The sequence below is a fragment of the Caballeronia hypogeia genome, from assembly GCF_001544875.2.
GTDB classification, from domain to species: domain Bacteria; phylum Pseudomonadota; class Gammaproteobacteria; order Burkholderiales; family Burkholderiaceae; genus Caballeronia; species Caballeronia hypogeia.
The window spans coordinates 17003-34665 of record NZ_FCOA02000002.1; the positions used below are offsets into that span (position 1 = coordinate 17003).

16 protein-coding genes are annotated in these 17663 nt (G+C 62.3%); 5 read left to right on the plus strand and 11 right to left on the minus strand.

Features of this window, described 5'->3' with window-relative positions:
• The first annotated feature begins 144 nt into the window (after window positions 1–144).
• Window positions 145–753, plus strand: coding sequence for a DJ-1/PfpI family protein (locus AWB79_RS03340; protein WP_061165979.1), 609 nt, complete (start codon window positions 145–147; stop codon window positions 751–753).
• A gap of 15 nt (window positions 754–768) precedes the next feature.
• Here the strand turns inward: AWB79_RS03340 and proP are convergent, their stop codons facing one another.
• Window positions 769–2244, minus strand: a complete 1476-nt coding sequence (proP, locus tag AWB79_RS03345; protein WP_061165980.1) for a glycine betaine/L-proline transporter ProP — start codon at window positions 2242–2244, stop codon at window positions 769–771.
• 369 nt (window positions 2245–2613) lie between these two features.
• Between proP and AWB79_RS03350 the strand changes: the two genes are divergently transcribed.
• Window positions 2614–2883 carry a hypothetical protein gene (locus AWB79_RS03350; RefSeq protein WP_061165981.1) on the plus strand — a complete coding sequence of 90 codons (270 nt, stop codon included), beginning with the start codon at window positions 2614–2616 and terminating at the stop codon, window positions 2881–2883.
• Between the two features lie 12 nt (window positions 2884–2895).
• Here the strand turns inward: AWB79_RS03350 and AWB79_RS03355 are convergent, their stop codons facing one another.
• The 9 genes from AWB79_RS03355 to AWB79_RS03395 all read right to left on the minus strand — a co-directional run bounded on the left by AWB79_RS03355 (window position 2896) and on the right by AWB79_RS03395 (window position 12843).
• Window positions 2896–4503, minus strand: coding sequence for an ABC transporter substrate-binding protein (locus AWB79_RS03355; RefSeq protein WP_061165982.1), 1608 nt, complete (start codon window positions 4501–4503; stop codon window positions 2896–2898).
• A 91-nt stretch (window positions 4504–4594) separates the two neighbouring features.
• Entirely contained in the window at window positions 4595–6232 is a 1638-nt protein-coding gene (locus AWB79_RS03360; protein WP_061165983.1) for an AMP-binding protein, read from the minus strand.
• Window positions 6233–6245: 13 nt separating this feature from the next.
• Entirely contained in the window at window positions 6246–6641 is a 396-nt protein-coding gene (locus AWB79_RS03365; RefSeq protein ID WP_061165984.1) for a RidA family protein, read from the minus strand.
• Entirely contained in the window at window positions 6638–7087 is a 450-nt protein-coding gene (locus AWB79_RS03370; RefSeq protein ID WP_061165985.1) for an acyl-CoA thioesterase, read from the minus strand. Before AWB79_RS03370 ends, AWB79_RS03365 begins: the two co-directional genes overlap by 4 nt.
• Complete coding sequence (locus tag AWB79_RS03375) at window positions 7084–8265, minus strand: acyl-CoA dehydrogenase family protein (protein ID WP_061165986.1); 1182 nt, start codon at window positions 8263–8265, stop codon at window positions 7084–7086. Before AWB79_RS03375 ends, AWB79_RS03370 begins: the two co-directional genes overlap by 4 nt.
• The gene (locus tag AWB79_RS03380; protein ID WP_061165987.1) at window positions 8266–9117 is read right to left on the minus strand and encodes an enoyl-CoA hydratase family protein; all 852 of its coding nucleotides are present in this window, start codon (window positions 9115–9117) and stop codon (window positions 8266–8268) included.
• 11 nt (window positions 9118–9128) lie between these two features.
• Window positions 9129–9686, minus strand: coding sequence for a MarR family winged helix-turn-helix transcriptional regulator (locus tag AWB79_RS03385; RefSeq protein WP_061165988.1), 558 nt, complete (start codon window positions 9684–9686; stop codon window positions 9129–9131).
• Window positions 9683–10456 (minus strand): SDR family NAD(P)-dependent oxidoreductase, encoded by a 774-nt coding sequence (locus AWB79_RS03390; RefSeq protein WP_061165989.1) that lies wholly within the window; start codon window positions 10454–10456, stop codon window positions 9683–9685. The genes AWB79_RS03385 and AWB79_RS03390 overlap by 4 nt, the downstream gene beginning before the upstream one ends.
• A 2-nt stretch (window positions 10457–10458) precedes the next feature.
• Window positions 10459–12843 carry a bifunctional salicylyl-CoA 5-hydroxylase/oxidoreductase gene (locus AWB79_RS03395; protein WP_061165990.1) on the minus strand — a complete coding sequence of 795 codons (2385 nt, stop codon included), beginning with the start codon at window positions 12841–12843 and terminating at the stop codon, window positions 10459–10461.
• Window positions 12844–13179: 336 nt separating this feature from the next.
• Between AWB79_RS03395 and AWB79_RS03400 the strand changes: the two genes are divergently transcribed.
• Window positions 13180–14364: a porin gene (locus AWB79_RS03400; RefSeq protein WP_061166445.1), complete on the plus strand. Its 1185-nt coding sequence runs from the start codon at window positions 13180–13182 to the stop codon at window positions 14362–14364.
• A 16-nt stretch (window positions 14365–14380) separates the two neighbouring features.
• Here the strand turns inward: AWB79_RS03400 and AWB79_RS03405 are convergent, their stop codons facing one another.
• Entirely contained in the window at window positions 14381–15424 is a 1044-nt protein-coding gene (locus AWB79_RS03405) for a LacI family DNA-binding transcriptional regulator (protein WP_061165991.1), read from the minus strand.
• Between the two features lie 268 nt (window positions 15425–15692).
• Between AWB79_RS03405 and AWB79_RS03410 the strand changes: the two genes are divergently transcribed.
• The gene (locus AWB79_RS03410; protein WP_061165992.1) at window positions 15693–16607 is read left to right on the plus strand and encodes a LysR family transcriptional regulator; all 915 of its coding nucleotides are present in this window, start codon (window positions 15693–15695) and stop codon (window positions 16605–16607) included.
• Window positions 16608–16717: 110 nt separating this feature from the next.
• Window positions 16718–17638, plus strand: coding sequence for an intradiol ring-cleavage dioxygenase (locus AWB79_RS03415; protein WP_061165993.1), 921 nt, complete (start codon window positions 16718–16720; stop codon window positions 17636–17638).
• Window positions 17639–17663: the final 25 nt, after the last annotated feature.

Sequence of the window (17663 nt, forward strand, 5' to 3'; positions counted from 1 at the left end):
TAATTTCGCCGCGTCCGAAAGCACGATCGGTCAAAAGGCGCGATCGGTCCGAAGGGTCGCCGATGTATCCATGACAATTTTTTGATTGTATCGGGCGTCCGCCGTAGCATGCGGTCATGTCAATACGGTCGCAGGGAGGTCACGATGCACATCGCCATTCTGACGTTCGAGGGCTTCAACGAACTGGATTCGCTGATCGCGCTCGGCATTCTCAATCGCATCAAAAAGCCGGACTGGAAGGTGTCGATCGCGTGTCCGTCCGACGAAGTGCGTTCGATGAACGGCGTCACGCTCAGGGCGCAGGCAACGCTCGAAGACGCGGCGCATGCCGATGCGGTGATCGTCGGCAGCGGTGTGAAGACACGCGAAGTGGTCGCCGATGCCCTGCTGATGTCGCGCCTGAAGTTCGATCCCGCGCGTCAGTTGCTCGGTGCGCAATGCTCGGGCACGCTCATTCTGGCGAAGCTGGGATTGCTGCGGGACGTGCCCGCATGCACCGACCTGACGACGAAGCCCTGGGTCGAGGAAGCGGGCGTGCGCACGCTGAATCAACCGTTCGTCGCGCACGGCAATGTCGCGACGGCGGGCGGTTGTCTCGCGTCGCAATATCTCGCCGCGTGGGTGATCGCGCGATTCGAAGGCGTGCAGGCCGCGCACGACGTGATGCATTACGTCGCGCCGGTCGGCGAGAAGGAAAGCTATGTCGAACGCGCGATGCGCAACATCGCGCCGTTCGTGGAGGTCAGCGTGTGAACGAAGCTGCGCGGTTCAGGCGCGCTTCTTTTGCTGCTTTTGCGGCGCGGTTTCGCGTCTGACGGGCGGCACCACCTTCAGCTTCTTGCGCGTGAGCGCGAGCGCTTCGGCGCGCGTCGCGACGCACGGTCCCGAGCCGAGCAATGACGTCTGCGCGGTCTCGCGCATCGCGAACACCGACACCATGCCGATCACCGACGCCGCCATCAGATAGTAAGCGGGCATCATCAGATTGCCGGTTGCATCGACGAGCCAGGCCGTGACGAGCGGCGTCGTGCCGCCGAACAGCGACACCGACACATTGAAGCCGATGGCGAGCGCGCCATAGCGAATGCGCGTCGGGAACAGCGCGGGCAGCGAGGAAGGCATCACGCCGGTGAACGTCGAGAGCAGTGCGCCGAGCAGCAGAAGGCCCAGAAACACCGGCACTACGTCGCCCGTGCGCACGAGCAGCAGCGCGGGAATCGACAGCACGAGCAGGCCGACGCAGCCGACCATCATCACCGGCTTGCGGCCGATGCGATCGGACAGGTGGCCGGCGTAGAGCGTCATCGGGATCATCAGCAGCATCACGAGCAGCACGAGGAAGAGGCCGTGCGTTTCGTCGAAATGCAGCGTCGCGGACAGGAAGCTCGGCAGATACGAGAGCGCCATGTAGTCGGTCACGTTGAAGATCAGTACGAGGCCCACGCATTGCATCATCGGCCTGAATTGCTGCTTCAGGAGATCTGAAAACGACTGCTTCGGGCGCGAGCGTTCGTGTGCCTCGCGTGTCTCCGCTTCCTTCTTGAACGCGGGCGTTTCCTCCAGCTTCATGCGGATATACAGGCCGACGAGACCGAGCGGACCCGCGATCATGAACGGCACGCGCCAGCCCCACGAAAGCAGCGCTTCCTGCGAGAGCGTCGCGGTCAGCAGCGCGACGGTGCCCGCGCCGAGGATATAGCCCACCAGCGTGCCCACTTCGAGAAAGCTGCCGGTGAAGCCGCGCCGCGCGTCGGTGGAGTATTCGGCGATGAAGGTCGCAGCGCCCCCATACTCTCCGCCCGTGGAAAAGCCCTGCACGAGACGCGCGACGAGCAGAAGCACGGGCGCGAGTATGCCGATCGAGTGATAGCTCGGAATCAGGCCGATGCAGAAGGTGCCCACGGCCATCATGATCATGGTCATCGCGAGCACGCGCTGGCGGCCGATCTTGTCGCCGAGCGGACCGAACACCATGCCGCCGATGGGCCGCACGAGAAACGCCGCGGCAAACGTGCCGAAGGTGGCGATCAACTGCGCGGACGGACTGCTCGACGGAAAGAACACGCGGCCGAGCACGACCGCGATGTAGCTATAGACGCCGAAGTCGAACCATTCCATGGCATTGCCGAGCGCCATCGCGCCGACGGCGCGCTTCAGCAAGGCATGATCGACGATGGTGATATCGCCCAGCGTGAGGGGCGGGGAGGGTTTGATTCCAGCGTTGCGCTCATACGTGGGGGGCAATTGTCTCACTCCTGATTTCGATGTCGAACGCACAGGGCGATGGCGCGTTCCGGCAGAAGGCAGCCGATGAGGCGCGTGGCCCTCGGCATGTTTGATGGTTCACCAGAGTGTGCGGATCGCGGCGCGCGCGTGCCTTCGCTCACGCGTCCGGAAATCGGCTCAAAACGACATCGGCGGTGTCGGGCTGTCGGATGGTGACGGACACGCAAGGGCGGATTCGTTGGCCGAAGCCCGACAGACGCGCCTATCGGTTCGATGCCGCGTCGTCACGCAATCCCTTTTCCTGCAAGGGTTTCAGCGGTTCATGGCGAGATTGGCACAGGCCGTGCATCGACCGGCGCGTGCATCGGCACGTTCACTGGAGTCGACATGAAAGCGAAATATCACGCCGTCATTCTGGCCGCGAGTGCGGCGCTGTTTGCCGTGCCCGCCATCGCGGGCGTGTACGGCGCGGCGGACATGCATTGCCGGGGCGCGGTGGCGCCGGTCGCGCACAGCAGCGACGCCGATCACGCGATGAACGCAAAGGACATGAAGCACGACCCGCAGAAAGCGCTCGGCGGCGACGACGAATACAGAACGCAGTCCGGCAAGCGCCAGCCGCGCGACAGCATCGACCCGATGTATCGCGGCGGCTGATCGAGTGAGCGATCAATCGAGCGTGATGCCGTCGAAACGATGCCCGCCGAGCGGGCTGATCAGATAGCCGTGTACGCGCTTCGAGATCGGCTGAAAGATGTTCGCATGCGCAAGCGGCGTGTACGGCACCTGATCCTTGAACACGACCTGCGCCTCTTCATAGAGCTTCGTGCGCGCGTTCTGATCAGTGACGAGGCGCGCTTTCGCCAGCAGATCGTCGAACTGCCTGTTGCACCACTTCGCCATGTTGCTGCCGTGAACCGCGTCGCAGCCGAGCGTGGTGCCGAGCCAGTTGTCGGGATCACCGTTGTCGCCGAGCCAGCCATAGAGAATCGCGTCGTGCTCGCCGTTGGTCTTCGCGCGCTTGTTGTACTCGGCCCATTCGTACGTGACGATGTTCGCCTTCACGCCGATCTTCGCCCAGTCCGACTGAATCAGTTGCGCCATGAGTCGCGCGTTCGGGTTATAGCCGCGCTGCACGGGCATGGCCCATAGCGTGATGGTGAAGCCGTTCGGAAAGCCCGCCTCCTTCAGCAACGCCTTCGCCTTCGCGGGATCGCGCGGCGCGTCCTTCAGCGCCTTGTTATAGGACCATTGCGAGGGCGGCATCGGATTGGTCGCGACGGTGGCCGCGCCTTCGTAGACGGTCTTGATGATCGCCTGCTTGTCGATGGCCATGTCGAGCGCGCGGCGCACGTTCACGTTGTCGAGCGGTTTGTGCGTCGTGTTGTAGCCGACATAGGCCACGTTGAAGCCGACGCCTGACAGCACCGTCAGCTTCGGGTCCTGCTTCGACGCGGCAATGTCGGCGGGACGCGGGAACGACGTGATCTGACATTCGCCGCCCGAGAGTTTCTGCTGACGCACGGCTGCGTCGGGCGTGATCGAGAACACGAGCTTGTCGATGTGCACGTCCTTCTTGTTCCAGTACGTCGGGTTCGCGTCGTAGCGGATCGTCGCGTCTTTCTGATAGTCGCGAAACGCGAACGCGCCGGTGCCCACGGGCTTCTGGTTCAGGTCTTCGGGCTTGCCTTGCTTCAGCAGTTGCGCAGCATATTCGGCCGATACGATCGAAGCGAACTCCATCGCGATGTTGCGCACGAACACGACATCCGGCGTCTTCAGCGTGAAGCGCACGGTGTAGTCGTCGAGCTTCTCGACGGAGGCGATGTTCTTGTCATAACCGAGGTCGGTCAGATACGGGAAGCTGACCGGATGCGCTTTCTGAAACGGCTCGTTCGGATCGATCATGCGTTTGAACGTGAACACCACGTCGTCCGCATTGAAGTCGCGCGTGGGCTTGAACCAGGCAGTCGACTGGAATTTCACGCCGCGCCGGAGATGAAACGTGAAGGTCTTCGCGTCGGGCGATTCGTCCCATTTCTCGGCGAGACCGGGCGTCAGATCGAGCGTGCCGCGCTTGAATTCGACGAGTTGGTCATAGACCGAATGCGCGCCTGCATCGAAGTCGGTGCTGGTCGTGTATTGCGCGGAGTCGAAACCGGCGGGGCTGCCTTCGGAACAGAATACGAGCGTCTTGCTCGCGGCTGTCGCAACCTGCGAGGTCACGGCGAGTGCGGTAAAAAGTGAAACGGCAAGGCTACGTCGCGTCAGAACCATTTTTCTTGTTTGCTCGGAAGAGTGGACGAGCCGCCTCGCGGCGGGCGTGATCCGTACTCTACCAAGCAAACGTTTTTGCTTCGCGAACGCGCTACATCGAACGCAGGGCGAAGCGCTTGAGCTTGCCGGTCTCCGTACGCGGCAGCGCGCTCAAAAAGGTGACGAGACGCGGATACTTGTACGGCGCGACATTGCGCTTCACGAAGTCCTGCAATTCGGCGATGAGCGCATCGTCGCCGGCGAAGCCGGGCTTGAGCACGACGAACGCTTTCACGACCTGTCCGCGCGTTTCGTCGGGTACGCCGATCACGCCGCATTCGGCCACGGCCTCGTGCTGCATCAGCACGCTCTCCACTTCGGGGCCGGAGATGTTGTATCCCGCCGATACGATCATGTCGTCGGCGCGCGCCTGATAGAACACGTAGCCGTCTTGATCGATCACGACGGAATCGCCGGGCAGGTTCCAGCCGTCGCGCACGAACCTCGACTGGCGATCGTCGGCGAGATACCGGCAGCCGGTCGGGCCGCGCACGGCGAGTTTGCCCAGCGTGCCGGGCGGCACGGGCTGCATCGCGTCGTCCACCGCTTGCACGATATAGCCGGGCACCGCGCGGCCGATTGCGTGCTCGCGCACATCCGCGCCCGCCGAGGAAATGAATATATGAATCATCTCCGTGCCGCCGATGCCATCGATCATTTCGATGCCGCTCGCCTCGCGCCACAACGCGCGCGTGGAGTCGGGCAGCGCTTCGCCTGCGGACACGGTCTTTTTCAGGCTGGAAATATCGAAGCGTTCGACCAGCGGCGCCATCTGCCGGTAAAACGTCGGCGCGGTGAACATGATGGTCGCGCGAAACCGCTCGACGGTTTGCAGAAGCGTTTCAGGCGTGAGCTTTTCGAACAGTACCGTCGATGCGCCGACGCGCAGCGGAAAGCACAACAAGCCACCCAGGCCGAATGTGAACGCGAGCGGCGGCGTGCCGCAGAACACATCGCTCGACGTGGGCTTCAGGATGTGACGCGGGAACAGGTCGCACATCGCCAGCACGTCGCGATGAAAATGCATGCAGCCCTTCGGCGCGCCCGTCGTGCCGCTCGTGAAGGCGATCAGGCACACGTCATCGGCGGCGGTGTCGCAGGCATCGAAATGATCGGGCTTGTTGCGTGCGAGTGCATCGAGCGAGGCCGGCGCGTCATGGTGGAACGTCACGACTTGCGCGAGCGTTTCGCAATTGAACTCGTCGCCCTGCGTGTGACAGCGCGCGAGTTCTTCTGTCAGGCGCACATCGCAGAGTGCGGCCGTAATTTGCGCCTTGTCGATAATCTGTTTCAGTTCCTTCGAGCGCAACAGCGGCATGGTCGGCACGACGACGAGACCCGCCTTCAGCGCGGCGAAGAACGCGACCGCCATCTGCAAGGTGTTCGGGCCGCGCAAGAGCACGCGATTGCCCGGACGCAAACCCATTTCATCGACGAGCACATGCGCGCTGCGATTCACGAGCGCGCGCAACTCGCGGTAAGTGGTCGCGTGGGCCTCGCCGTTGTCGTCGGACCAGATCGCGGGACGATCGCCGTGTCCACTTTCGATCGCGCGGTCCAGCAGCTCGGTCGCGCAATTGATGCGCGCGGGATAGGCGACATCGGCGTTATCGAGCAGGAGCACGGGCCATTGATCCTGCGGCGGCAGATGATCGCGCGCGAATGTATCGACATGGGCTGACCGTTCCATCGTGCTCTCCGCTTCAGTTGGGGATGACAGCCGTTGCTTCGATTTCCACCAGTGCATCGTCTTCGATCAGCGCGACGACCTGCACGGCGCTCATCGCGATGTCGTAATCGCCGATCAGTTCGCGGAATGCCGCGCCGATTTCCTTCGCCGCCGCGAGATACGCGCGCTTGTCGGTCACATACCATGTCATGCGCACCAGATGCTCGGGCTTGCCGCCGGCTTCGCGCAGCACGGCCATGATATTGCGCAGCGCCTGCACAGCCTGCGCGCCGAACTCGCGGCTGACGAAACGCGCCTGTTCGTCCCAGCCGATCTGCCCGGCGATATATACCTGCGTGCCGCGCACCGCGACGCCGTTCGCGTAACCGCGCGGCTTGATCCAGCCCGAAGGCAAAAGCGTTTGCTTCATGAGCGTGTCTCCTCCTGTATTGCGCGGCTCGTGCCCGGCGCGAACAACTCGATTGCGCCGGCGATGTCGCGGGGAATGTCGATGGAACGGCCGTCGTCGAGCGATGTCGTGACCAGTACCTGCTTCGCGCGAAAGCGCACTTCGCCCGCGCAATGACACACGATGTCGATGCGAATGGAGCGCTGTCCGACCGAATCGACCCCAAGCGTGAGCGTCACGGTTTCTCCCATGCGGCTCGGCCGCGAGAAGTCGCAGTTGAGCCTGACGATGGGCAGCCCGACGCGCCGCGTCGAGATCATGTCCGCGTAGTCGATGCCCAGCGCATCGCTGAACCAGTCCTCGACGAGCGCGTTCGTCATCACGAGGTATTGCGGAAAGTAGACGATGCCCGCCGGGTCGCAGTGCGCGAAACGGATACGCACGGGCATATCGAAGGTTCGCGTCATCGCCGTGCTTCTCCGTGCGCTTTCAGCAAATCGCGTCCGACGATCAGTTGCTGCACTTCCGTCGCGCCTTCGTAGATACGCAGCGCGCGAATCTCGCGATACAACGATTCGACGGCAGTGCCGTGCTTCACGCCGAGGCCGCCCCACAACTGCACGGCGGCGTCGATCACCTGCTGCGCGCCTTCGCTCGCATGCCACTTCGCCATCGCGGCTTCGCGCGTGACGGTTTCGCCCTGATCGCGCAGCCACGCGGCGCGATAGACGAGCAGCGCGCTCGTGTCGATGGTGAGCGCCATCTGCGCGAGCTTGGCCTGCGTCAGTTGAAAGTCGCCGAGCGTCTGGCCGAACATCTTGCGCGAGGCCGCGCGTTCGAGCCCTTCCTGCATCGCGTGACGCGCGAAACCGAGCGATGCCGCCGCAACCGAGGTGCGGAAGATATCGAGCGTACGCATCGCGATCTTGAAGCCTTCGCCGGGCGCGCCGAGCATCTGGCTGCGCGGTACGCGCGCGTTATCGAAATGCAGACGCGCGAGCGGATGCGGCGCGATCACGTCGATGCGCTCGGCGATCTGCAGGCCCGGCGTATCCGCATCGACGATGAACGCGCTGATGCCGCGCGAACCCGGCGCTTCTCCGGTGCGTGCGAAGACGACATAGAAGTCCGCGATGCCGCCGTTCGAGATCCAGGTCTTGTCGCCGTTCAGGATGTAGTCGTCGCCTTCGATGTGCGCTTCCAACGACATCGCCGCGACATCCGATCCCGCTTCCGGCTCGGACAACGCGAACGCGGCCAGCGCCGTGCCCTTCGCGACGCGCGGCAAATAACGCTCCTTTTGCGCATCCGTGCCCGTGAGCGAGATCGCGCCCGAACCGAGACCTTGCATCGCGAAGGCGAAATCGGCGAGGCCGTCATGCTTCGCGAGCATTTCTCGCAGCAGGCACACGGCGCGCGTATCGATCGTGTCGTTCGATGCGCCATAGCGCGTGCCGCCGATGCAATGCGCGAGCCAGCCCCCTTCGCCCAGCATGCGTACGAGCCGCTTGCAGGCCGCATCGGTATCGGTGTGATCGATGTGCTTCAGGTGCTCTGCTGCCCACGCATCGACGTCATGCGCCAGCTCGCGATGCCGTTCCTCGAAGAAAGGCCAGGCGAGCGCGCTGTGAGGATCGGCTTTCATTCAGTCTCCTTCGAACACGGGGCGCGTCTTCGCGGCGAACGCGCGGTAGGCGCGCTCGAAGTCACGCGTGCTCAAGCAGATGGCTTGCGCCTGCGCTTCCGATTCGATCGCCTCGTCGACGCTCATGCTCCATTCCTGATGCAGCATCTTCTTCGTGATGCCATGCGCGAAGGTCGGGCCCGCAACGAGTTCGGAGGCGAGCTTCGCGGCTTCGTCGAGCAAGGTTTCGGGCGTGCAGAGGCGGTTGTAGAAGCCCCACGCGTAGCCTTCGTCGCCGCTCGCGGAGCGGCCCGTGAACAGCAGTTCCGAGGCACGCCCCTGGCCGATGATGCGCGGCAGGATCGAGCAGGCGCCCATGTCGCAACCCGCGAGGCCCACGCGCGTGAACAGGAACGCGAGCTTGCTGCGCGCGGTGCCGAGACGCATGTCGGAGGCCATCGCGAGGATGGCGCCCGCGCCTGCGCAGACGCCATCCACCGCCGCGATGACCGGCTGCGGACAGTGACGCATCGCCTTGACCAGATCGCCGGTCATGCGCGTGAAGAGCAGCAGTTCGGGCATCGGCAGATCGATGAGCGGCGCGATGATTTCATGCACGTCGCCGCCGGAGCAGAAGTTATCGCCCGCGCCGTGCAGCACGACGGCCTTCACATCCGTCGCATACGCGAGCTGGCGGAACAGGTCGCGCAGTTCCGCATACGATTCGAAGGTCAGCGGGTTCTTGCGCTCGGGACGATTCAGCATGATGGTCGCGACGCCGTTCGTCACGGACCAGCCGAAGTGCGTCGCGCGATAGTCGGCGAGCGTAATGCGATTGCCAGCGAGCAGCGCGCTGGCGGCGGATGAGTTCATCGAGGTCTCCTTCAGTCCTTCAGCGTTTTCATCAGATGCTGCTTCAACTTGCCGAGCCGCTGATGCGTCTGCGATTTCTCGTTCAGTTCGAGGCCGCCAAACATTTCGACGACCCATTGCTCATGCGCGGTCGCCATCTTGTCGAACGCGGCGCGGCCTTGCGGAGTGAGTCGCACGCTGATGGAGCGGCGGTCGTTCGGATCGGTATAGCGCGAAACGAGGCCTTCCTTTTCGAGCTGGTCCGTGATGCCCGTCACGTTGCCGCCGGTCACCATCATGCGGCGCGACAGTTCGGTCATCTTCAGGCCTTCGGGATGACGCTCGAGTTGCGACATCAGGTCGAAACGCGGCAGCGTCGTGTCGAATTCGGTGCGCAGGCGCTTGCGCAATTCCGCTTGCACGAGGTTGGTCGTGGTCAGCATGCGCAGCCACAGCCGCAGGCCCATATGGCTGTCGGCGCCCGTGCTCATCTCCAGGTCGACGACGTTGTCGGCCGGTTTTTCGATGCCCTTGCGCGGCGCTTTAGGCTCCGTCGCGGCGGTTTTCTTGTTGCGCGTGGCTTGAGTCACGTGACTTCTCCACCGGATACGGATAGGGACTGGCCGTTCATCGCGCCAGAACCGGGTGAGCAGAGCCATAGCACGGCACTGGCGACTTCTTCCGGCTGCACGAAGCGGCGTTGCGGGTTATGACGCACGAGCGCGTCGCGTGCGTCCTGTTCGCTGCGCGAGGTCTTCGACATGATCTGGTCGAGCGAAGCGCGCAGCAGTTCGGTTTCGGTGTAGCCCGGGCACACCGCGTTCACCGTGATGCCTTTGGTCGCGACCTCGGCGGCGAGCGCACGCGTGAGACCGATGACGCCGTGCTTCGCTGCGCAATAGGCGGCGACATACGCGTAACCGATTTGTCCGGCCGTGCTCGCGACGTTGACGATGCGGCCATAGCCGCGTTCGAGCATGGCGGGCAGCACCGCGCGCGTGCACAGGAACACCCCGGTGAGATTCACGTCGAGCATGCGCTGCCAGAGCGCGGCATCGGTATGCGTGAAGGGCGCGGCTTGCGCGTGGCCCGCGTTGTTCACCAGCACATCGACGGGGCCGTGCGCTTCGACCGCGCGTGCGAAGGCTTCATTGATAGCGGTTTCGTTCGTTACATCGACGCTCACACATGACACGTTGCCGAAGCCACGCATGGCGTCGCGCTGCGCTTCGAGGCGCTTCATGTCGCGGCCCATCAGCGTGATGCGCGCGCCTTCTCGCGCCAGCGCCCCGGCGCACGATGCACCGATGCCGCTGCCTCCGCCCGTGACGACCGCGTGTTTGCCGGCGAGAGATGTCATGGTCAGATGCTTCCTTCGGCGCGTTGCACGCGTTCTTGCGGCGTCAGCCGCGCGTTGTCGGCGGCCATGGCGCGTTCGCGTTCCAGATTGCGTTCGAGTTGCGATTTTGCGGCCGCGTATTGCTTCGGCCACACGATATCGAAATAGCCGATCCTGGCCGCTTCGTTGAGCGTCCACGACGGATTCGCGAGATGCGGACGCGCCACCGCGCACAGATCGGCGCGCCCCGCCGCGATGATGCTGTTCACATGATCCGCTTCGGAGATCGCGCCCACCGCGATGGTCGCAATGCCGGCTTCGTTGCGGATGCGGTCCGCGAACGGCGTCTGGAACATGCGGCCGTAGACAGGCCTTTCGTCCTTGCTGACCTGTCCCGATGACACGTCGATCATGTCGGCGCCCGCAGCCTTGAACGCGCGTGCAATCTCGACGGCGTCGTCGGGTGTCGTGCCGCCGTCGACCCAGTCGTGCGCGGAGATGCGCACGGACATCGGCCTGTCTTGTGGCCACACCGCGCGCATCGCCTTGAATACCTGCAGCGGATAACGCAGGCGATTTTCGAGCGAGCCGCCGTATTCATCGCTGCGATGATTGGTCAGCGGCGAAAGAAAGCTCGAAAGGAAATAGCCGTGCGCGCAGTGCAGTTCGAGCCAGTCGAAGCCCGCTTGTGCCGTCATTTCGGTGGCGCGCACGAATTGCGCTTCGATGGCGCGCAGTTCGTCATGGGATGCTTCACGCGACCATTGGCTTACTTCGCGCAGGTACTGCTGCGGCGACGCCGACACGAGCGGCCAGTTGCCATCCGCTAACGGCTGATCGATGCCTTCCCAGCTCACGCGTGTCGATGCCTTCGCGCCCGCGTGGCCGAGCTGCATGCCGATCTTCGCATCCGACTGCGCGTGCACGAAATCGACAATGCGCTTCCACGCGGCGAGATGCTCGGGCGCATACATGCCGGGACATCCTGGCGTGATGCGCGCTTCGGGCGAAACGCACGTCATTTCCGTCATGACGAGCGCGGCGCCGCCCATTGCGCGCGCGCCGAGATGCATCAGGTGATAGTCGCCCGCGATTCCGTCTACAGCGGAATACTGCGCCATCGGCGAGACCACCACGCGGTTCTTCAAGGTGACGCCGCGCAGTTTGAACGGCGTGAACATCGGTGGAACCGGGCGCTTGTTCTCGTCGCGCTCGAAGCCCGCGCGCGCGGCCAGCCAGTCTTCGAACGAAGCGAGATAACGCGCGTCGCGTTCGCGCAGATTTTCATGCGAGATGCGTTGCGAGCGCGTCAGCAGCGAATAGGCGAACTGTTCCGGTTCGAACGATGCGTAACGGTCCACATGTTCGAACCACTCGGTCGAATTGCGCGCCGCGTTCTGAATGCGGAGGACATCGACGCTGCGAACCTGCGTGTAGTGTTCGAGCGCGCCATCGAGATCGCCGCTCTGTTTCGTGAACGCAGTGTCGATGCTGTTCGCGAGTTCGATCGCGTCTTCCAGCGCGAGCTTCGTGCCTGAGCCGATCGAGAAGTGCGCGGTGTGCGCGGCGTCGCCCATCAACACGATGGGCGTGCGCTCGCCGTTCGCGCCGTCGCGCCAGTGCACCCATTCGCGATTGACCACGCGCGGGAAGCGAATCCACTGCGCCGAGCCGCGCAGATGCGATGCGTTCGAGATCAGCGCGTTTCCGTCGAGATACTTCGCGAAGAGCTTCTCGCAAAACGCGATGCCGTCTTCCTTGCTCATGTCGGCGAGACCGGCGGCGCGCCAGACGCGCTCCGGCGTTTCGACGATGAACGTCGAAGTGTTTTCATCGAAGCGATATGCATGCGCCTGAAACCAGCCCCATTCAGTCTTTTCGAACGCGAAGGTGAAGGCGTCGAAGCACTTGTTCGTGCCGAGCCACACGAAGCGGCAATCGCGCATGTCGATATCGGGCTGATACGTGGACGCGTACTTTCCGCGGATGGCGCTGTTCGCGCCGTCGCTGGCAATGATGAGATCGGCTTCGTAATCGACGTCGTTCACGACCTGGGTTTCGAAGACGAGCTTCACGCCGAGTTCCTCGCAGCGCGCCTGCAGGATATTCAGCAGACGTTTGCGCCCGATGCCGCAGAAGCCGTGACCGGAAGAGCGAATGCAACGTCCGCCGATGTGGACCTCGATGTCGTCCCAGTGATTGAAGGCCTCGAGAATCGCGTCGGCGCTTTGGGGGTCTGCCGCGCGCAGATTGCCGAGTGTCTGATCGGAGAAAACCACGCCCCAGCCGAACGTGTCGTAAGCGCGGTTGCGTTCGACGACCGTGATGTCATACGTGGGGTGCCGGCGTTTCATCAACAGACCAAAGTAGAGGCCCGCCGGGCCGCCGCCGATGCAGACGATGCGCATGTGTGTCTCCGACTGATGTCTCCCTGTGACGGTAATTTAGGTTTATATAGTTTAGATGTCAAGTAAATATTCGGAGCGATCGGGGAACTCGCGAATCACTTCCCGCGTTCATGCCCGCACTTTGTCCGCGGTGGTCGAACGCGAAACGCACGCGCGTTCGACGCGAATCACGTCATTTTCCCGAATCACGCGAAAGAGATTCCTCTTTGGGCTCTTTGATCGAGCGAATGGGGAATATAAACTCGGCCACACATTTGAATTGGCTTGGCTGAAGGCATCGCTTGCGAAGCATAACAATTACCTAGGATAACGATATAAACGGAGATGAAGATGAAGATGAAGAAACTTCTGTTCAGTGCGTTCGCCTTATCGGCGGCGGCAACGGTCAATGCGCAAAGCAGCGTCACGCTGTACGGCATCGTGGATAACGGCATCGTGTATGAGACGAATCAGCCGAAGGGACACGTGTTCGGCGCGCAAAGCGGCGGCTGGGCGCAATCGAGATTCGGCTTCAGAGGTATCGAGGATCTGGGCGGCGGCACGCACGCGGTCTTTCAACTCGAGTCGCGACTCAACACGATGAACGGCAGCTTCGCGAACGGCAGCTTCTTCGCGGGACAGGCGACAGTCGGTCTGCAAAACGATACGTGGGGGCAAATCAAGTTCGGCAACATGGGTTCGGCCGAGATCAGCCAGTATTCCGGCGATGTCGATCCACAGCAGACCAAGAAGTACGCGATCGGCACGCTGGTAAGAGGGCGCGTCTTTTCGCAAGCGGCGAATGGTGTCGAGTACCTTTCGCCGACGATCGCCGGCTTCACGCTGCAAGGGCAATACGACCTGACGAACGCGCCGACATGGAACGCCGGCAATCCCGGCAGTGCGCCGGGTCAACTGGGCACATCGAGCGGGCTGGGAAGCGCTCAGGGTCGCTCGGATGGCCTCAAGCTTTCGTACGCGAATCGAGGCCTGTTCTGGCAAGCGACGTACGATGAAGTGCGCGACCCGAACGGTCAATTCAGCAACGTGTACCTGACATCGCGCTCGATTCTGACCGGCCTGACTTACGCTTTCGGACCCGTGACCGCTTATCTCGGCTATCAGCACTTGAGTGCGCCGGATGCTTCGAACGCGGGCTATTTCGGCACATCCACGCCGTCCGCATTGCCGGCGGGAACCACATTGCCGACGAACGTCAATCACGAATGGATCGGCGCGATATGGCAGACGACGCCCGCGCTCGCCGTCACCGGCGCGGTGTATCACGCCAACGCGAACAATGGCAACGGCAATGCGACGCTCTACACGCTGGGCGCCAACTATCTGCTCTCGAAGCGAACGCTGCTCTACACGGAACTCGCCTACGTGCGCAACAGTTCGACGTCGAACGTCGGCCTCGATAGCGGTCTGTACGGCGCGAACATCAATAACGATCCCGTTAACGGCAATCCTTCGAGCACGAACCCGAACTATGGAAAGAGCCAGTTCGGGGTGATCGCGGGACTGGCCACGCGATTCTGATTCGCGCGTGCGGCGATCAGTCGCGAAAACGACTGGCGATGTGATCCGGAATGTTTTCAGGCGTGACGACCATCACCGACGAAGACGCAGCGACGGACGAAGCGGGCAGCAGTTTGTGATAGTGCATGATGTGATGACATGCCGAACGCATGTCCTGTCTCAGATCGTGATGCAGGATCGCCTGAATCTTTCCGTCGCGCAGAAGCTGAACGTTGTCCCTGTCGAGATCGTGCCCGATGAAGAAGAACGGCGCGTGCTGCCGCGCTTGCAGCGCGCGAAGAATCGCGACATTGCCGCCGCCCATCGAGTACACGGCGGCAATCGACGTATCGTCGTCGAGCACGCTGCTGACGCGCTGCCCGGTGGCGAGATCGAGTCCATGACCGCCGCTCGCATCGATCAGCCTGAGTTGAGGATGATGCTTGCGCAACGCACGACGAAAGCTGATCTCGCGCTCTTCCTCGCCACGAAAATGTTCGTCGCTCATGGTGATCAGCACGTTCGCGGTCTGCGGTCCCAGCCACAAGCCGAGAAGGTAAGCGGCGGTAGCGCCCGCCACGCGATTGTCGAGACCGGCATAGGCGATGCGGCCCGACAAGGGTATGTCGGTGAACACGGTGACGACAGGAATGCCATGACGTTGAAGCTCGCCGACCGCTTCGGCGATCTCCGGAACGTCGCGCGCTTTCAGGAACACGCCGTGGCTTCCCCGGCGTGCGATGGAACGAAGCGCATCGACGACTTCGGCGGTCGTCATTGTCTCCTGCAGCAGAAAACGCGGACGCACGATTGCCGGATGCATCCACGCAAGCTCCGCTTCGAGCGCACTTCTTATTTCGTCACTGAAGCGCGCGGGCGCTTCCACGACGACGTCGACGATGAGCTTGCGTCCCGTGTTCGCCAGATTCAGTTCCTGGCGCTCGAGTTCCTTGATGGCCTGCTCGACGCGCTTGCGAGTGTGCTCGCGGACATTCGCACGACCGTTCAGAACGCGGTCGACGGTCGCGACGCCGAGCCCGGCCTGAAGCGCGATTTCCTTGATCAAGAAGCGGTGAGCCAATTCCACTCTCCTTCGCTGATAGTTTCCTGATGTGTTCGCAGACTTTCTATCCACTCTCGCGAGCCATGCTACATCTAAAACGCGAGGCACGGGGTTAGCCACCAAAGCGCAGGTGCTGATAGATTTTTGATCGATTTTCGCCTCTCAAAGATGGCCTCGCCAAACTATCATGATGTCGACGCGACGCTAAAAACAACTCAACGACGTCGCGCATGCTCTCGCATTCGGCGCGAATGCGGGCGGAGAAAAGGCGTAACGGTGCAAGCGCATGGACCAGTTCAAGGAACTACAGTTGTTCGTCGAAGTGGCGGACACGGGCAGTATCAGTCGCGCGGCGGAAGCGGTCGACTTGTCGATATCGGCGGCAAGCCGGTATCTGATTTCGCTGGAGGCGAGGCTCGGAATACAGCTTGTACGAAGAACCACCCGCAATCTTTACCTGACCGAAGCGGGTGCGGAGTTTCACCGGCGCTGCAAATCCATTCTGGCCGATCTCGGCGAAGCAGAAGCGGTGATCAAGGAAGCGGTGGTGCGACCGAGCGGTGTGCTTCGCGTCACGGCCTCGCTGTCGTTCTGCCTGCTGCACATCGCGCCGATGCTTCCCGATTTCACCGCGCGCTACCCCGACATTACGGTGGATGTCGTGGCGGCCAATCGCTACTACGACATCATCGAGAATGGCATCGACGTCGCGATACGAACGAAGGTTCTCGAGCCCGACAGCAACATCACGATCAGAAGGCTTGCATCGACGCGCCGGATTCTCGCGGCGGCTCCCGGCTATATCGAAGCGAATGGCCGTCCCCGATTCCCCGCTGAACTTGCGAAGCACCGGATTCTGAACTATCAGCTCGCGGACAATCCTCGCGAGCTCTCGTTCACGCGCGGCAACGAGAACGTCGTGGTGCGCGTGAAGCCGCTGCTGGAATCGAACGATGGCCAGATCCTGCGCACCGCCGCGCTGGATAACATGGGCATTCTCGTGCAGCCTAAATACATCATCTACGACGATCTCGCGGCCGGCCGTCTCGTTCCCGTTCTCGATGAATGGGACCTGCCCCGGCTGACGATGAACATCGCGTTTCAAACTCGCTCGCATCTTCCCGTGAAAGTGCGATTGTTCATCGAGGCACTCGTCGAGCGGTTTCAGCAGAACGACTACGAGCGGCACTGGACAGCGTGAGCCTGTTTCCCATCTGACGCGAAAGACTTTCCCTTTTCAGCTCTGTTTTGCCAGCCACGGCGAATATAGACTGGTCTCAAAGCTGAAGACAAGATTGATGGAGACACGACATGCAAAACGCATCCCCCGCAATTCAGTCCACATCGCCGTACTTCGACGAGGCGCGCTCGGCGGAAGTCGTCAACGCGCGCATGAGCGATGAAGCCAGTCCGCGTCTGCGTGAAGTGATGTCGGTGCTGGTGAGGCACCTTCACGCCGCGATCAAGGAAATCGAACCCACGCATGAGGAGTGGTTCAGCGCGATTCGCTTCCTGACCGAGACCGGTCAGATGTGCACGGACTGGAGGCAGGAGTACATCCTGCTCTCGGACATACTGGGTGTCTCCATGCTGGTCGATGCGATCAATCATCGTCGTCCGAGCGGCGCTACGCCGAACACGATCCTGGGTCCGTTCTATGTCGCCGATGCGCCCGCGTATCGGAACGGCGAGAACATTTGTCTGGACGGGAAAGGCGAGCCGATGGTCGTCGAAGGTCGCGTGACCGACATCGAGGGCAACCCGATTCGGAACGCGAAGCTCGAAGTGTGGCAGACCAACGACGGCGGTTTCTATGACGTGCAGCAGAAGGGCATTCAACCCGACTCGAATCTGCGCGGCGTGTTCTCTTCGGATGCCGAGGGGCGTTACTGGTTCAAGTCCGTCAAGCCGCGCCACTATCCGATTCCCTCGGATGGTCCGGTCGGAAAACTGCTCGGCGCAATGGGCCGGCATCCGAATCGAGCGGCTCATCTGCATTTCATCGTGACGGCTCCGGGCTTCGATCCGGTCATCACGCACATCTTCACGCCCGACTGCCCGTATCTGGGTGAAGACGCGGTCTTCGGCGTCAAGCGCGAACTCATCGCCGAGTTCAACCAGATCGATGACCCGGAAGCGGCAAAACGTGTGGGATTGTCATCGCCGTTCTGGTCGGTGTCGTGGGACTTTACTCTCGCGGCCTGCGGCAAGCCCATGCGCGCCGTTCCTTAATCGTCGGGTACGAAATAGAAACGGC